15 protein-coding genes and 1 pseudogene are annotated in these 15,066 nt (G+C 47.9%); 14 read left to right on the forward strand and 2 right to left on the reverse strand.

Features of this window, described 5'->3' with window-relative positions; all coding sequences use genetic code 11:
* Nucleotide 1: 1 nt before the first annotated feature.
* The 3 genes from ACE15A_RS03360 (at nucleotide 2) to ACE15A_RS03370 (ending at nucleotide 6,202) form a co-directional block, all read left to right on the forward strand.
* On the forward strand, nucleotides 2–760 hold the full coding sequence (locus ACE15A_RS03360) for a hypothetical protein (RefSeq protein WP_226998536.1): 759 nt from the start codon (nucleotides 2–4) through the stop codon (nucleotides 758–760).
* Nucleotides 761–928: 168 nt separating this feature from the next.
* Nucleotides 929–4,210, forward strand: a complete 3,282-nt coding sequence (locus ACE15A_RS03365; RefSeq protein WP_249273530.1) for an Ig-like domain-containing protein — start codon at nucleotides 929–931, stop codon at nucleotides 4,208–4,210.
* 21 nt (nucleotides 4,211–4,231) lie between these two features.
* Nucleotides 4,232–6,202, forward strand: coding sequence for an ATP-binding cassette domain-containing protein (locus tag ACE15A_RS03370; protein ID WP_249928958.1), 1,971 nt, complete (start codon nucleotides 4,232–4,234; stop codon nucleotides 6,200–6,202).
* A gap of 151 nt (nucleotides 6,203–6,353) precedes the next feature.
* On the opposite strand, the gene ACE15A_RS03375 is transcribed toward ACE15A_RS03370, so the two are convergent.
* Nucleotides 6,354–6,521 (reverse strand): hypothetical protein, encoded by a 168-nt coding sequence (locus tag ACE15A_RS03375; protein WP_154707533.1) that lies wholly within the window; start codon nucleotides 6,519–6,521, stop codon nucleotides 6,354–6,356.
* On the opposite strand from ACE15A_RS03375, the pseudogene ACE15A_RS03380 reads away from it, so the two are divergent.
* Nucleotides 6,469–6,705 (forward strand): annotated as a pseudogene (locus ACE15A_RS03380) (hypothetical protein); the annotation flags it as partial. The gene ACE15A_RS03375 and the pseudogene ACE15A_RS03380 sit on opposite strands and share 53 nt — an antisense overlap.
* Nucleotides 6,706–6,747: 42 nt before the next feature.
* On the opposite strand, the gene yjgA reads toward ACE15A_RS03380, so the two are convergent.
* A complete protein-coding gene (yjgA, locus tag ACE15A_RS03385; protein ID WP_023248634.1) occupies nucleotides 6,748–7,299 on the reverse strand; it encodes a ribosome biogenesis factor YjgA in 552 nt (183 codons plus the stop codon).
* Between the two features lie 95 nt (nucleotides 7,300–7,394).
* Here yjgA and pmbA point away from each other — a divergent pair, with 95 nt between their 5' ends.
* The 10 genes from pmbA (at nucleotide 7,395) to ACE15A_RS03435 (ending at nucleotide 15,059) form a co-directional block, all read left to right on the forward strand.
* Nucleotides 7,395–8,747 (forward strand): metalloprotease PmbA, encoded by a 1,353-nt coding sequence (pmbA, locus tag ACE15A_RS03390; RefSeq protein ID WP_044136437.1) that lies wholly within the window; start codon nucleotides 7,395–7,397, stop codon nucleotides 8,745–8,747.
* Nucleotides 8,748–8,904: 157 nt separating this feature from the next.
* Nucleotides 8,905–9,291 (forward strand): cytochrome b562, encoded by a 387-nt coding sequence (cybC, locus tag ACE15A_RS03395; RefSeq protein ID WP_023248632.1) that lies wholly within the window; start codon nucleotides 8,905–8,907, stop codon nucleotides 9,289–9,291.
* Nucleotides 9,292–9,578: 287 nt separating this feature from the next.
* A complete protein-coding gene (locus tag ACE15A_RS03400; protein ID WP_072094726.1) occupies nucleotides 9,579–9,917 on the forward strand; it encodes a glycine dehydrogenase in 339 nt (112 codons plus the stop codon).
* Nucleotides 9,918–9,927: 10 nt separating this feature from the next.
* Nucleotides 9,928–10,290 (forward strand): SFCGS family glycine-rich protein, encoded by a 363-nt coding sequence (locus ACE15A_RS03405; protein WP_000435389.1) that lies wholly within the window; start codon nucleotides 9,928–9,930, stop codon nucleotides 10,288–10,290.
* Nucleotides 10,290–10,592: a DUF4312 family protein gene (locus ACE15A_RS03410; protein ID WP_072158618.1), complete on the forward strand. Its 303-nt coding sequence runs from the start codon at nucleotides 10,290–10,292 to the stop codon at nucleotides 10,590–10,592. Before ACE15A_RS03405 ends, ACE15A_RS03410 begins: the two co-directional genes overlap by 1 nt.
* 22 nt (nucleotides 10,593–10,614) lie before the next feature.
* Nucleotides 10,615–11,391, forward strand: coding sequence for a DUF4311 domain-containing protein (locus ACE15A_RS03415; protein ID WP_023182642.1), 777 nt, complete (start codon nucleotides 10,615–10,617; stop codon nucleotides 11,389–11,391).
* A gap of 11 nt (nucleotides 11,392–11,402) precedes the next feature.
* Nucleotides 11,403–12,044, forward strand: a complete 642-nt coding sequence (locus ACE15A_RS03420; protein ID WP_000392124.1) for a DUF4310 family protein — start codon at nucleotides 11,403–11,405, stop codon at nucleotides 12,042–12,044.
* 42 nt (nucleotides 12,045–12,086) lie between these two features.
* Nucleotides 12,087–13,220 (forward strand): amidohydrolase/deacetylase family metallohydrolase, encoded by a 1,134-nt coding sequence (locus ACE15A_RS03425; protein ID WP_053507666.1) that lies wholly within the window; start codon nucleotides 12,087–12,089, stop codon nucleotides 13,218–13,220.
* A complete protein-coding gene (locus tag ACE15A_RS03430; protein ID WP_053507665.1) occupies nucleotides 13,204–14,322 on the forward strand; it encodes a DgaE family pyridoxal phosphate-dependent ammonia lyase in 1,119 nt (372 codons plus the stop codon). Before ACE15A_RS03425 ends, ACE15A_RS03430 begins: the two co-directional genes overlap by 17 nt.
* Complete coding sequence (locus ACE15A_RS03435) at nucleotides 14,319–15,059, forward strand: KDGP aldolase family protein (protein WP_023248627.1); 741 nt, start codon at nucleotides 14,319–14,321, stop codon at nucleotides 15,057–15,059. Before ACE15A_RS03430 ends, ACE15A_RS03435 begins: the two co-directional genes overlap by 4 nt.
* The last annotated feature ends 7 nt before the right edge of the window (nucleotides 15,060–15,066 follow it).

Genomic DNA, 15,066 nt, shown 5'->3' on the forward strand with positions numbered 1-15,066 from the left:
TATGGAAAATTATTACGTAAGCAATAATTCAAATGTTGATTTGACTAAGTATGGTTCGCTTGCTGATGCAAAAATTTCCATAAATGGGTCAGATCTTGTTATTAAATTTGAATCAAATGAGATCCATATTATAAATGGTGCGCTTTATTCATCGCTAAATGGATCGGGTATTGTCGTTACATTTTCGGATACTGCAGTTGCGGGGAAAACACTTCTTGATAAAGTTGATCTGCAGAATGTCAATCTTACGCATTTAAGTCAGGATGTCATCAATAATCAACATACTCAAAATATCGATAAAGAAGAACTGGAAAAAGAACTTGCGAAAACAAAAGAGGAGCTCAAACATCTTGCTGAACATGTCAAACAGGAGCAACACTCTGAGCATTCCCTTCTTCAGGAAATGCATCAGATATTACAGCAAGATGCCAGGCAGCAAGATTTTTCTAATCCACAATCTGATGTTCATTTGAAGGATTTTGATTTTGAGTATGATGAGCAGATGGACAACGTCGAGCAGCGCGAATTTATGGTTTTATCAGACCCCTCAAGCTCAGTCAGTGCTCCTCCTGAGACACCGAGCAGCGGTAATTTGCCTTCTATCACGTTGGAGTTGGTTGACAGTAGTGATAGTGGTATTGCACGTGATAATGTTACCAATGATATCTGCCCTATGGTTGCAGGAAAATCGCAAGCGGACAGTATTGTCTATATTTCAATTAATGGGGTAGTGGTTGGTGAAACAACAACGGACGCTTAAGGTAATTTTTCATATATAATTGATAGAAATCTTCCTGATGGAAGCTACTCCGTTCAGGCAACCACAATATATCCATCCGGTGCTCAGGAAAAATCAGGTATCAATATTACTATTGACACTCATGTATCAGTTCCTGAGATTAGTCTTGCGCTAAATAATGATACAGGAATAAGTAATGTCGATGGTGTGACAAATATTAACTCTCCCGTGTTAACTATATCTAATATAGATCCTGATGCTGCATCGGTTAAGGCCACTATTACCAATGATAATGGGGAGTTGATATCCGCTTCAACAGCATCAGAAAATGATGATGGAACCTGGTCTTTTAATGTTGGTCAGCAACTTCCTGATGGCGTTTATGTGATTTCAGTTACTGTGACCGATATTGCTGGTAATTCAGCAACATCAGTACCCGTTGATATCAGAATTGATACAACGATTTCACCCGTCACGGCAAATTTACTTTCATCAGATGATACGGGAAGCAGCAGTATTGATGGCATTACAATGCATAAAAATGTCTCCGTGACAGGTAATGCTGAGTCCGGTAGTATAATAACTATTTATGATAGCAATGGAATACCTGTCAGTACTACAACTGCAGATAATGAAGGGCATTGGGAAGTTACATTAAATTCATTGCCAGAAGGTAGTAATATTTTCACTATTACATCACAAGATGCAGCGGGTAATATTTCGGAAACTGTAATAAATATTGACTGTGATACTTCAACATTTGTTACTAATTTGACTATTACTGATGAAACAAATAGTGGAGCATTAACCGATCTTATTACGAATAATTCGTCTCCGGTGATTACAGCAAATGGTGAAGTTGGATCATCAGTTGATATCATAGTCAATGGTGTCAAAGTTGACACCATATCGGTTGGCGATGATGGGGTTATTACTTATGAGCTTAAATCTCTTCCTGATGGGGAATACTCCGTACAGCTGGTAACAACAGATGTGGCAGGAAATACGGCAACCTCTGAGGCTATTTCTGTCACAGTCGATACTCATATCAGTCAATTCTCTATTAGTATGAGCTCTCTGACGAATGACACTACACCCGCATTGTCTGGAAAGGGTGAGGCAGGGTCTACAATTGATGTTTATGTAGATGGTAGACATGTTGATGAATTGGCCGTTGATTCAAACGGGAACTGGTCTACTAATCTGTCATTAGGTCCTGATGGCGTATATTCTGTTTCCGTTGTTATCACCGACATCGCCGGTAACACTGAGACAAAAACAGCCTCTTTAACACTTGATACACATATTGATACTCCCACTATTGTATTTCCCGCATCGCAAGATTCGGCAGATCCAACAGACATGATTACAAATGTCTCTAAACCTACTTTCTCTGGCGAGGGTGAAGTAGGAGACACAATTACCGTTTATGTGGATGGTAAAAGCTATGCGACGACAACGGTTGATTCACAAGGAAATTGGACATATGAATTTTCTAATTCCTTAAGCGATGGGGCGCATAGTATTTATGTTGTTGCTAACGATGCTGCTGGAAATAGAGCCACATCGGATACAATTTCACTGACTATTGATACGGTTGCCCAAATTAATACGCCAACACTGGTTTCAGATGATGGGCTTTATAATAACGATAATATCACAGGCAATAATAACCCCGGTTTTAAAATTTCAGGCGAAGTCGGTGAGACAGTTATTATCTATCTGGATGGTAAGCCGGTCGATACGATTGTTTTAACGCAATCATCGCAAAATTGGCAATATACTCAAACATTAGATGATGGTGTGCATACCTTACAATATTCAGTCACTGATGTTGCAGGGAATACCAGTATTTCAGATGTTACAAATTTTACAATCGATACACACTATGATGCAACGCTTCTGGTGACCTCTGTTGAAGGAGTACAGGTTACTGCAAATACCGATGTGATATATATTACAGATAATCCTGCGACAATTTCTTTAAACGGTGAGGGGGAGGCCGATAGCAAAATCACTATTTATATTGATGGGGTACAAGTTGCCTCCGTATTGGCCGATAATTCGGGTAACTGGCAGGCAGATATTGATTCTGGAAAATTTCCCCCACAAGAGAACGCCTCAGTACAAATTATTTCGGAAGACGTTGGTGGTAACACTTCAGAAGTTGATTACACCATTCGTGTTGATAATCAAGTTGATGGTCTGACATTACAACTTGATAATCCAATAGCCAATACTTCTGGTGCTGAAGACTCTCCTGTCGTATGGAAATCAAATTCCGAATCGTTAGACTTTAGCGGGACGGGAGAAGCTGGAGCAACCGTCTCTATAATGATAGGTGGCGTTATCGTTGCGTCTTGTATTGTTGACAGCAATGGACAGTGGAGTACTGAATCATCACCTGTCAGTGATGGAACATGGAGCGTTACTATTGAAGAAACGGATGTTGCGGGTAATACAATGGAGTATACGCATGACATTGTTATAGATACCATGCCACCGCAAACACCTGATATTGAGTATTCCTCTTATATTGATGAACAAGGTATTGTTGTTCTTTCTGGTATGGGGGAGCCTGATAGTACTATTTATCTGACTGATAGTGCAGGAAATATCATTGCACAAGCAACGGTTTCTGATGATGGTTCATGGACTCTTTCCGCAAAATATACTTCAGGCACAGATTATTCTGTGTACTCTGTAGATAGCTTTGGGAACCAAAGCCCAGCAGTTGCAGTTAATGGTTCAACAGACGCCAATACCTGGCCCACAGATTCTATAGACAATATTAATCATTTGCTGATTACTAATGCTGATACCCATACGGTTGTTTTTTCCGATATCCCCAACAGTGCTAGCTCTGTTGATATTATATGGCAAGGAAAAACATATGCTTTAGTCCATGATGATGATGGTTCCTGGTCTATTCCTGGTAATGTCGTTCACGAGAATGGAGTTTATGAGGTTAATCTGGCAATCCATTATGCCGACGGAAGCACCTCGTATATGAATGAGTTTGTTGTGGTCGATATTCCTCAGGCTAAAAGTGCTTCTCATCAGGACTTATCTCATGTGTCTGATTTGATACCCCATATGGTCGATCATCATGTTGAACATTCGGGAGGCTTCGATAAGCATAAGTTGGCTGATATATTTCATCATGCCTCTGAGTCTCACTCACACTCAGTTCCAGCTAGCGTTACCCGATCAGAACATACGCCTTTGGAGCATACAAGTATCGATGCGTTTGCACAATTTATGCATAAAATGGAGCATCATTCTTCCGTATCCGAAAAAATCACTGGGCTTAATGACGCTTTTGCTAAGAACCATGAAGGGGAACATAGGGGATTATCTGGTAATCACCAGGTTAATATTATAAGGCATTTTATTACTCACGCGTATAACGAACATATACATAATGCTGATGAACATCATCATAGTATTCATACCAATCATCATATTTAATCTATTCTTATAGAGTTAATAATGCTTAATATTGTTAGTGATTTATGTATTCGAACAGGCGAATTGATAACTGTACTGTCATGTTTTTGGGGGAGGGCGGAGCCTTCCCCCCCAGAAGTTGATGAAATTGCTGATTCAGAAGTAAAGATTAATGGTGTATTGTTACCTTATGGTATCACGGCTAAGCCTGTGTTAGCGGGATGTATTCATGACATAAGTGCAAAGAATATGCCCCTCATTATTCATGCTGGTGAAGGCCGTTGGTTAGTTGTCGTTAGAGTGATGAAAAATGCGGTCACGGTACTTGGATTAGATAAAAAGTTTCAGGATGTCATCATTGATGATTCTTTTTATAATGGTAAAACAATATTTCATGTTACCCAGAATGAAACCCTTAAAGAAAAAATATCAGTAAAGCGTATGCTTTTTAGACTTATCTCTGAGAACAAAAGTTATTACTGTAGATATTTTTTGGCCTCTTTTCTGTTAGCATTGACTGCGCTAACCATTCCTGTTTTTAGTAGTGTGTTTTATGATAAGTTAATACCTAGTGAGTCTGTTTCTTCGCTGTTCTCGATATGTGGTATTGTAGTGATTATGATACTACTTGAATTGTTTTTACGGACTTCGCGTGATATTAGTCAGTCATTGCTTTCTCGAGCTGATGATGTCACTCTTGATATTAGTTTTATGGAAAATGTTATCCGTACGAACAGCCATTCATACATGGTGTCGACGCTCTATTTCCTCTGGGTCGAGTTTCAGAGAGTTAAGTCTATTATTTTCTATGGGCTTATTCAAAAAGTTGCTGAATTACCTGTATTCATAATCTATGTTACTATTATTTGTATGAATCTCGGATTTGTGGGGCTGGTACCGGTAGTGATGACTATAGTTGGGGTAATATATTCCTGGTACCATAACATATCCATGGATAAACTAGGAAAAGAACAGCAAAATAAAAATCAGTCGCGAGACTCGTGGTTTTCTGAAGTTTTATTTTCTCTTGATTCGGTCAAAAATATAAATAGTGAAAGGTTATTGACTGACTGGGTAGTTATGTCAGAAGATAATTCAATTACCTCATTGAAGATTAAAAGGATGATGTCTACCTATCAGTATATTATGGCATCGATGTCTGGTTTAAATCAACTGTTGATAATGATGTGCTCGTGGTTTTTGGTCGTGCAGGGACGCATTACAACCGGCGCTATTATTTCTTCAGTTATTATTGTTGGGCGTATGTCTTCTATAATGAATTCATTTTCCTCACTATTTATGTCTGTACTAACAGCAAGAAGAGTTACTCATGACATGGGGGCGCTATTTGATTCACCAACAAGTACTTCTCCAAATTTGTTAACCTATATTAAACCCAAAAATTCTATTCTGGTTAAAAATCTTTCCTGGAAATACGATGATGTTGGACCTGATGTTTTAAGAGAAATCGATCTCGAAATACCCATTGGACAAAAAATTGCAATTGTGGGGGAATGTGGAGCCGGTAAGTCAACTCTGCTTTCACTCATTAGTGGAATGAAATTGCCTCATTCGGGCGCAGTAATTTATGATGGTGTTAGCTCGAATCATTTATCCTCTGATTTTTTCTTTAAAGAAATTAGCTGTATTTACCCTAAAGATGGTTTTTTATCTGGTACCCTTGAATACAATTTTTTGCTTAAGAACAGCACCAATCCGCCTAAGGTTGTAGATGCCTTAAAGTTACTTGGGTGTGATTTTATTCTTAATGACCCTGGCGGTATGAAACGGCATGTTAGCTATATGGAAGAGGGTTTTTCATCGGGGCAATTACAGAAATTGCTTCTGGCAAGAAGTATCAGCGGTTCAGCAAATATCTTTGTTTGGGATGAGCCGACTTCTTCTCTTGACGAGAAAAGTGAAAGCGAATTTTTCAGTAAAATAGATACTATCCTTATAAGGAAAAACACTCGTCATGACAACGCATCGCAAACATTTATTACAATTTTTTGACAGAGTAATTTATTTAAAGAATGGAAAAATTACAGGTGATTATCTGCACGCAGAGCTATTCCCTTAATCAGTACAGTGTACCGTTTTTTTACATTTCTGCTGTTTGACCTGTTAATTAGCCCGCATATACGGGCTAATTTGTGCCAGTTATTTACGTTTTATCTTGGCTCATGCAAATGACTTCAGGCATGATGCCTGCATACCCGGCGCTGATGGAACTCTTTTCAAATTTTCCATGGACGGTACAAGCCTGCGCGCCCGGTATTATATTCTTTTCCAGAAGAAACCTGGCCGCCGTCATGGCGGCTTTTTCATTCACGGGAGTGTCGATGGATAAGAAGATTTGTGTCGTGTGCCTTAGCGTCAGAAAGCCAGCAATGCGTATTTATAAATAACTGGACCGGTAAAAGGCTATCAAGCGCCCACGGCAGGAGTCAGGGAAGTACATTCTGCATCAACGTATTTTCGATTCTGACCGGGATAAAAAAGGCGAGGAGTTTTACATTTTATTGAGTGGATACGCAAGGTTGCCCTTGCGTATCATTTTACTCTTCGTTCTCAGACAGCTCACGCAGATACTGGAAGATCTGACGCGCTGATTTCGGCGGTTTGTTGCCTTCTTTCTCTTTCTTCGCATTGCGGATCAATGAACGAAGCTGTTGACGATCGGCGTTAGGCCACAGGATCAGTACTTCGGCTACTGCGTCATCGCCTTCGACGATCAGACGATCGCGCAGATGCTCAAGCTTGTGAAACAGCACCACCTGCTGATTATGGCGATTCTTTAGCTTGTCCAGCGCCTGGCGAATAGGTTCAACGTCGCGCTGGCGCAGCATCTTTCCGATAAGCTGCAACTGGCGGCGACGTCCTTCCATTTTGATACGCTGGGCCAGTTCAATGGCGTCGCGCAGATCGGCGTCCAGCGGGATCTTATCCAGCGCGTTTTTCCCCAGATCCACCAGTTCCGCGCCCAGGCGTTTTAATTCCTCGGCATCGCGTTTAATTTCACTTTTACTGACCCAGATAATTTCATCGTCTTCGTCTTCGATGTCATCACCGGGAACGTCGTCGAGCCAGTCTTCGGGCTGCTTTGTCATGTCAGGCTCCTTAAAAAAAGAGGCTAATGTTACCAGTTAAGATGCGCACTGAAAAACGGTTCTCTGTTAGACTTCAGAGAAACTCTCTCTACATTATGGCATTTGCAATGAAAGTAATCTCACAAGTTGAAGCGCAGCGTAAGATTCTGGAAGAAGCAGTTTCGACAGCGCTGGAGTTAGCCTCAGGCAAATCGGATGGGGCGGAAGTGGCCGTCAGCAAGACCACCGGCATTAGCGTCAGTACCCGTTATGGTGAAGTAGAGAATGTCGAATTTAATAGCGACGGCGCGCTGGGGATCACCGTTTATCACCAGAACCGCAAAGGCAGCGCTTCCTCGACGGATTTAAGCCCGCAGGCGATTGCCCGCACCGTGCAGGCCGCGCTGGATATCGCTCGTTACACGTCGCCGGACCCGTGCGCAGGCGTGGCGGACAGAGAGCTGCTGGCGTTTGACGCGCCGGATCTGGACTTGTTCCACCCGGCAGAGGTTACGCCAGACGAAGCCATTGAACTAGCCGCGCGTGCGGAGCAGGCTTCTCTAAAGGTGGATAAACGCATTACCAATACCGAAGGCGGTAGCTTTAACAGCCATTACGGCATTAAAGTGTTCGGCAACAGCCACGGTATGTTGCAAGGATATTGCTCCACGCGCCATTCGCTCTCAAGCTGTGTCATTGCTGAAGAAAATGGCGATATGGAGCGTGATTACGCTTATACCATTGGTCGGGCGATGGCGGATCTGCAAGCGCCGGAATGGGTCGGGGCCGAGTGCGCGCGCCGTACGTTATCCCGTCTGTCGCCGCGCAAGCTTTCCACCATGAAAGCGCCGGTGATTTTCGCCAATGAAGTGGCGACAGGGTTATTTGGCCACCTGGTCGGGGCGATTGCCGGCGGCGCGGTATACCGTAAATCCACTTTTCTGCTTGACTCGCTGGGCAAACAAATTCTGCCGGAATGGTTAACCATCGAAGAACACCCGCATCTGCTAAAAGGGCTGGCGTCTTCACCGTTCGACGGCGAAGGCGTGCGCACGGAGCGCCGTGACATTGTGAAGGATGGCGTGCTGACTCAATGGTTACTGACCAACTATTCTGCCCGCAAACTGGGGCTGAAAAGTACTGGTCATGCGGGCGGCATCCATAACTGGCGTATCGCCGGGCAGGGGTTGAACTTTGAGCAGTTGCTTAAAGAGATGGGCACCGGCCTGGTGGTGACAGAACTGATGGGCCAGGGTGTCAGCGGTATTACCGGCGACTACTCCCGTGGCGCTGCCGGATTCTGGGTTGAAAATGGTGAAATCCAGTACCCGGTGAGTGAAATCACCATTGCCGGCAACTTAAAAGAGATGTGGCGAAATATTGTCACCGTCGGCGACGATATTGAAACGCGTAGTAATATACAGTGTGGTTCGGTACTGTTACCGGAGATGAAAATCGCCGGACAATAATACCCGTCATACTTCAAGCTGCGGGTGTGCTGGCTGCGTCCGTTTACCCCGGCCACTTACTTATGTAAGTGACCGGGGGCACGTGCTTACCGGCTGCCTGCAACTCGAATTATTTAGGGTATTCAGCTTATCGTTAATAATAAAAAGGAAGTGAACAATGCGTAAAAGCCTGTTAGCTGCTCTTGCTGTGTCATCTCTGGTGTTCGGTTCGGCTGCTTTTGCTGCCGATCTTGAAGATAATATGGATATTCTCAATGATAACCTGAAAGTCGTTGAGAAAACGGATAACGCCCCTGAACTGAAAGCGGCGTTAACCAAAATGCGCGCGGCCGCGCTGGATGCTCAAAAAGCTACTCCGCCGAAGCTGGAGGATAAAGCGCCGGATAGCCCGGAAATGAAGGATTTTCGTCACGGTTTTGACATTCTGGTCGGCCAAATTGATGGCGCGCTGAAGCTGGCGAACGAAGGTAACGTCAAAGAAGCGAAAGCCGCGGCGGAAGCGCTAAAAAACACCCGCAATACATATCACAAGAAGTATCGTTAATTTTTGTGGGATGGCGGCTTTGCTTTATCCGTAGGTCGCCATCCGGAAAAATGTAATACTCATCACACTTTCTCACTTTATACGACCACGCCGTTGTTGATTTCTGCCGCGCCATTTTCTCTTTACGCCACGATACGCCTCACACTTTCCCGGCGCTAACTCATCAAGGCCGCCTTTTCTGTGCAGCAGATCACCCTCCCCACTCACCTTTCCACTTCGAGGTGGAAAATGACTCGCTACAAACTTTTAACCCTTGTCGCTAGTTTTATCTCATTGCCATTAACGGGGTGAGACGCGTGGATAACGGAGCAGTAAAACACAACGCCGGGGAGCGAATTAACGAACTGGCTGAACAGGTGTTAACACAGGTGGATGGCCTGCTGGGGCGGCATCACATTGTCCCCAATGCGGTACAGACGCAAATGCTGACCTCGCACGTTCGCGCCATGGCGCACCGGTCAATTACCGGCGAGCCTTTACCGGAGGTCGATGCCAGCTTGTTTGATGAAATCTCAGCCGAATCAATGGCGCTCGCCCGCGAAATCGTAGCGGCGTTTGGCAACCTTCCTGACGAAGAAGCCTGGCTATTATCGGTACATTTTGAAGTCGCGAAAGACAACCTCTAAGGAGCAAAAAATGGAACAGATTACCGTCGTGATTGGCGATCGCCTGGGTAAAGGCCAGAAAGTGGCGGCAGGCGTGGAAAAAGCGGGCGGACGTGCGGTTGTTGTACCGGGCGTCGCGGCAGACATGAAGCTGGGCGATGTGATGAAAGCGGAAAACGCCACCTTCGGCATTTCATTTTGCGGCAGCGGCGGCGCGGGCGCTATCACCGCGCAAAACAAGCATGGCTACAAAGCCAAATATGGGATGCGGTCAGTGGATGAAGGCGTCACCGCTATCAATGAGGGCTGCAACGTGTTGGGTTTCGGCTTTATGGATAAAGAAGAGCTCGGTGAGCGCCTGGTGCAGGCGTGGCAAAAGAAATACGGCGCCTGATGATGAAAGAGCAATTCACCACCACGGTGAGAGTAAAAGGCAAGGGCGACGCCAAAGCACGCGCCTTTGCCGATGCGCTGAACCATGTTCAATCGACGGTGATGAGAAAGTCGCCGTATATCTTACTGCGTATTGAGCCACAGGATGTGCGGATTGTTCAGGCGCATGAGTCGGTGCGTAAAGAGGCCTTTCTGTTTTTCTTTTTGCGCCGGGAACGACGCACTTACAGCGTGGAGCTGGATGTGACCGTCAACGTGACCGCCATCAATCTCGACAGGGTGGATTTTGTCGCGAAACGCTGATTTTTGTTAAAAAGGCATAGTTATGTTCCTGATAATACTAATTAAATCGCTCATTATCGGCGCGTTGGTCGGCGTAGGAGTGGGCGCTGGGGCTGCACGCATGTTTCACGCGCCAACCACGCAGGGGATGGGCGCGTTCCGTACGCTGGGCGAACTCAACTCTTGTGAAGGCGACCCGGCATCTCACTTCTCCTTTGGGTTAGGTTTCTTCTTTAACGCCTGGGCGTCGTCCGTAGCGGCCGGATCGTTCACCCAGGATGTCGATCACCGCATCATCCCGAACTGGGGCGCGGCGGCGCTAATGATCAAAAACCGTAACGTCGGCGAGACGCTGCACGATCCGAAGAAAATGGCGATTGCCTGCGCCGTCATCGGCATGATTGTCGTGACGTTCCTTAACCTGACCGCCTCATCCGTACCAGAAGCGCTACAGGTAACGGCGGTTAAGGTGCTGGTGCCAGCGGCAAACCTGCTGGTCAACATCGTCATGCCTGTGATCTTCTGGTTAGCAGCGATCGACGCTGGTAAAAAATCGGGCTTCTGGGCCACCGTTTTCGGCGGCGCGGCGCAGCTCATCATGGGGAACGCCGTACCGGGGCTGGTGCTGGGTATATTGATCGGTAAAGGCGTAGAAGAGAGCGGCTGGAACCATGTCACCAGAGTGATGATGGTTGCCATCGTGTTGCTGTTTGTATTGAGCGGCTTCTTCCGCGGCTTCGACATGAAAATGATCGAGTCTTTCAACATGACGGTCCCGAACTGGCTTGAACTGATCCACAACTCGCTCAGCGGCAAATAACGGAGGCCACAATGGAAGAGAATAAAGGTTTTTGGTATGCCGACTGGTCGTTCCCGATCTTTGTTGGCCTGCTCTCATCCGGCGTTTTCGCCGGGACGCATATGTACTATCTGTACGGTATCGGCGCATTTAACGAAGTCGCTTTTGTGGCGATGCTGAAAGCGGGGATGGATACCGGCGTCTATGGTGCGGTCGCCGCTTTCGGCGCCAGCTTTTTATTTGCCCGCATTATCGAAGGTTCGCTGGTCGGGATTCTGGATATCGGCGGGGCAATTCAGACCGGCGTGGGCTTAGGGGTTCCGGCGTTACTGCTGGGGGCTGGCTTTGTCTTCCCGGTGGCGAACTTTATCGCCTCGCTGATAACCGGTCTGGTGATTGGCCTGGCGATTGGCTACATCATTATTCTGGCGCGTAAGTTCACCATCAATCAGAGCGACTCCACGTACGGGGCGGACGTCATGATGGGGGCCGGTAACGCTTCAGGCCGTTTTCTGGGACCGCTGATTATCCTCAGCGCCATGACGGCGTCTATTCCGATTGGCCTGGGTTCGCTGGTGGGCGCGCTGCTGTTTTATATCTGGCAGAAACCGATTACCGGCGGCGCGATTTTAGGCGCGATGATTTTAGGTTGGCTGTTCCCGGTGGCCCTTTAATCCCTACGGGCGCTCCGGCGCCCGCCTCTTCAGGAGAACGTTATGTTTGATTTACTCCTGCGCCGTGCGCGGCTGGTCGACGATACGGTCTGCGATATCGCCCTACAAAACGGCAAAATTGCCGCGCTGGGCGACATTTCCGCGCCGGCGGTAAAAACCCTCGATCTACGCGGCAACTGTTTTGTCAGCGCAGGTTGGATTGATTCGCACGTCCACTGTTACCCAAAATCGCCGATTTATTTCGATGAGCCGGATAGTATCGGCATCGCGACGGGGGTGACGACGGTGATTGATGCAGGCAGCACCGGCGCAGACGACATTGATGATTTCTATGCCCTGACCCGTCAGGCGACCACCGACGTTTATGCGCTATTGAATATTTCCCGCGTCGGGCTGATAGCTCAGAATGAACTGGCGGACATGAACAACATTGATGCCGGAGCGGTAACGCTGGCGGTAAAACGCCACCCGGATTTTATCGTCGGCCTCAAGGCGCGGATGAGCAGCAGCGTGGTAGGCGTTAACGGCATCACGCCGCTGGAACGCGCTAAAGCCATGCAGCAAGAAAACGGCAACCTGCCGCTGATGGTACATATTGGCAATAACCCGCCGGATCTGGACGAAATAGCGGAGCGTCTGACGGCGGGCGATATCATTACCCACTGTTACAACGGTAAGCCGAACCGTATTCTTCGGCCTGACGGCGAGCTGCGTGCCTCGGTGACACGGGCGCTGGCGCGCGGTGTGCGTCTGGACGTCGGACATGGCACCGCCAGCCTGAGCTTTGCGGTGGCAAAACGCGCCATTAGCCTGGGGATTTTACCGCATACCATCAGTTCCGATATCTACTGCCGTAACCGCATCAACGGCCCGGTGCATTCGCTGGCTAATGTGATGTCGAAATTCCTCGCCATCGGCATGTCGCTGCCGCAGGTCATTGCGTGCGTGACGGCCAATGCCGCCGATAGCCTGAATCTGAAAACCAAAGGTCGTCTTCAGCCCGGCCTGGATGCCGACCTGACCCTCTTTACGCTTAAACGCCAGCCCACCGTGCTGGTAGACACGGAAAACGACAGCTTACAGGCTGAGGAATTGCTGACGCCGCTTGCCGCGATACGCGCAGGCAAGGGCTATATGACTGAACAAGGGAGCGCGGAATATGCCTTCGATTTTTGAGAAGTATCGATTAAAACAGGTGATTAACGCCTCCGGACGTATGACGGCGCTTGGCGTCTCCACGCCGCGCCCGGAAGTGATAGAGGCGGCGATGGCCGGAATGAGTCAGTATTTCGAGATGAAAGATCTGGTGAATAAAACCGGCGAGTACATTGCGAAATTGCTGGAGGTGGAAGGGGCAACGGTAGTCTCCTGCGCTAGTGCGGGCATTGCCCAGTCGGTTGCCGCGGTACTGGTTCAGGACAGCGACTGGCTGCTGGAAAACCTGCACGTTACACCGATTGAAAATAACGAAATCGTCCTGCCAAAGGGCCACAACGTCAACTTTGGCGCGCCGGTGGGAACGATGGTGGCGCTGGGCGGCGGCAAACTGGTGGAAGCTGGTTACGCCAACGAATGTTCCGCCGCGCAGTTGGCGGCGGCCATCACGCCGCGCACGGCGGCTATTCTCTATATCAAATCTCACCACTGCGTACAGAAAAGTATGCTTAGTGTGGAACAGGCAGTCGTTGTGGCGCGTAAACACCATCTGCCGCTTATTGTGGATGCTGCGGCGGAGGAAGATTTGCAATGCTACTACCGTTCCGGGGCGAGTCTGGTGATTTACAGCGGCGCGAAAGCGATTGAAGGGCCGACCAGCGGACTGGTGATTGGTAAAACGCAGTATGTTGAGTGGGTAAAACGTCAGTCAGCGGGCATTGGCCGGGCGATGAAGGTCGGCAAAGAGGGAATTGTTGGCCTGACCTGCGCCATTGAATTGTACCTGCGGGCGCAAAAAGAGAGCGGCGCGGAGATGGTAGAAAAAATGGCGCCCTTTATCGACACGTTGAACACGTTTAACGGCGTCAGCGCCCGCGTGGTGTGGGACAGCGCCGGACGCGATATCGCGCGTGCGGAAATGACGTTTGATGAAGCCGTTACCGGCATCGCCACTGGCGACCTGGTGGAGGCGCTCAAACAGGGCGACTATGCGATTTACTTCCGCGGATACAAAGCCAACGAAGGGATTATTGAAGCGGATGTCCGCAGCGTCGATCGCGCGCAGTTAGCAATTGTGGCGCGTCGTATTGGCGAGGTGATTAATCAGGAGAAAAAAGCATGAAACTGACCCCTAACTTTTACCGCGATCGCGTTTGCCTGAACGTACTGGCCGGTTCGAAAGATAACGCCCGGGAAATCTACGCGGCGGCGGAAGGTCATGTGCTGGTTGGCGTGCTCTCCAAAAACTATTCGGATGTGGAAAGCGCAGTCGCGGATATGCGTGAATATGCGGGGCTTATCGATAATGCGCTCTCCATAGGACTGGGGGCGGGCGATCCGCACCAGTCGGCGATGGTGAGCGAAATCTCCCGTCAGGTACAGCCGCAGCATGTCAACCAGGTGTTTACCGGCGTAGGGACCAGCCGGGCGCTGCTTGGGCAAAACGAGACGGTGGTGAACGGACTGATCTCGCCGACCGGTACGCCGGGGCTGGTGAAGATCTCTACCGGCCCACTAAGCCGTCGCGCGCCGGACGGCATCGTACCCATAGAAACGGCGATTGCGCTGCTCAAAGACATGGGCGGCAGCTCCGTTAAATACTTTCCGATGGGAGGTCTCACCTGTCGCGACGAGTATAAAGCGGTGGCTGACGCCTGTGCCCGCCATGATTTCTGGCTGGAACCGACGGGCGGTATCGATCTGGAAAACATTGCCGAGATTCTGCACATCGCCCTTGATGCCGGTGTAAGCAAAATCATTCCTCACATTTATAGTTCGATTATTGATAAGGTGAGCGGCAACACCCGTGCGGACGATGTGCGTCAGTTACTCGCTATCGTCCGGTCGCGTGTCGGCTAATCATGAG

The organism is Salmonella sp. HY31 (assembly GCF_042604575.1).
Lineage (GTDB): Bacteria > Pseudomonadota > Gammaproteobacteria > Enterobacterales > Enterobacteriaceae > Salmonella > Salmonella diarizonae.

What these genes read in the sequence shown, in the direction of transcription:
- ACE15A_RS03360 (WP_226998536.1), top strand. Translation starts at nt 2, where the DNA reads ATGGAAAATTATTACGTAAGCAATAATTCAAATGTTGATTTGACTAAG.
- ACE15A_RS03370 (WP_249928958.1), top strand. Translation starts at nt 4,232, where the DNA reads ATGCTTAATATTGTTAGTGATTTATGTATTCGAACAGGCGAATTGATA.
- yjgA (WP_023248634.1), bottom strand. Translation starts at nt 7,299, where the DNA reads ATGACAAAGCAGCCCGAAGACTGGCTCGACGACGTTCCCGGTGATGAC.
- pmbA (WP_044136437.1), top strand. Translation starts at nt 7,395, where the DNA reads ATGGCATTTGCAATGAAAGTAATCTCACAAGTTGAAGCGCAGCGTAAG.
- cybC (WP_023248632.1), top strand. Translation starts at nt 8,905, where the DNA reads ATGCGTAAAAGCCTGTTAGCTGCTCTTGCTGTGTCATCTCTGGTGTTC.
- ACE15A_RS03405 (WP_000435389.1), top strand. Translation starts at nt 9,928, where the DNA reads ATGGAACAGATTACCGTCGTGATTGGCGATCGCCTGGGTAAAGGCCAG.
- ACE15A_RS03410 (WP_072158618.1), top strand. Translation starts at nt 10,290, where the DNA reads ATGATGAAAGAGCAATTCACCACCACGGTGAGAGTAAAAGGCAAGGGC.
- ACE15A_RS03415 (WP_023182642.1), top strand. Translation starts at nt 10,615, where the DNA reads ATGTTCCTGATAATACTAATTAAATCGCTCATTATCGGCGCGTTGGTC.
- ACE15A_RS03420 (WP_000392124.1), top strand. Translation starts at nt 11,403, where the DNA reads ATGGAAGAGAATAAAGGTTTTTGGTATGCCGACTGGTCGTTCCCGATC.
- ACE15A_RS03425 (WP_053507666.1), top strand. Translation starts at nt 12,087, where the DNA reads ATGTTTGATTTACTCCTGCGCCGTGCGCGGCTGGTCGACGATACGGTC.
- ACE15A_RS03430 (WP_053507665.1), top strand. Translation starts at nt 13,204, where the DNA reads ATGCCTTCGATTTTTGAGAAGTATCGATTAAAACAGGTGATTAACGCC.
- ACE15A_RS03435 (WP_023248627.1), top strand. Translation starts at nt 14,319, where the DNA reads ATGAAACTGACCCCTAACTTTTACCGCGATCGCGTTTGCCTGAACGTA.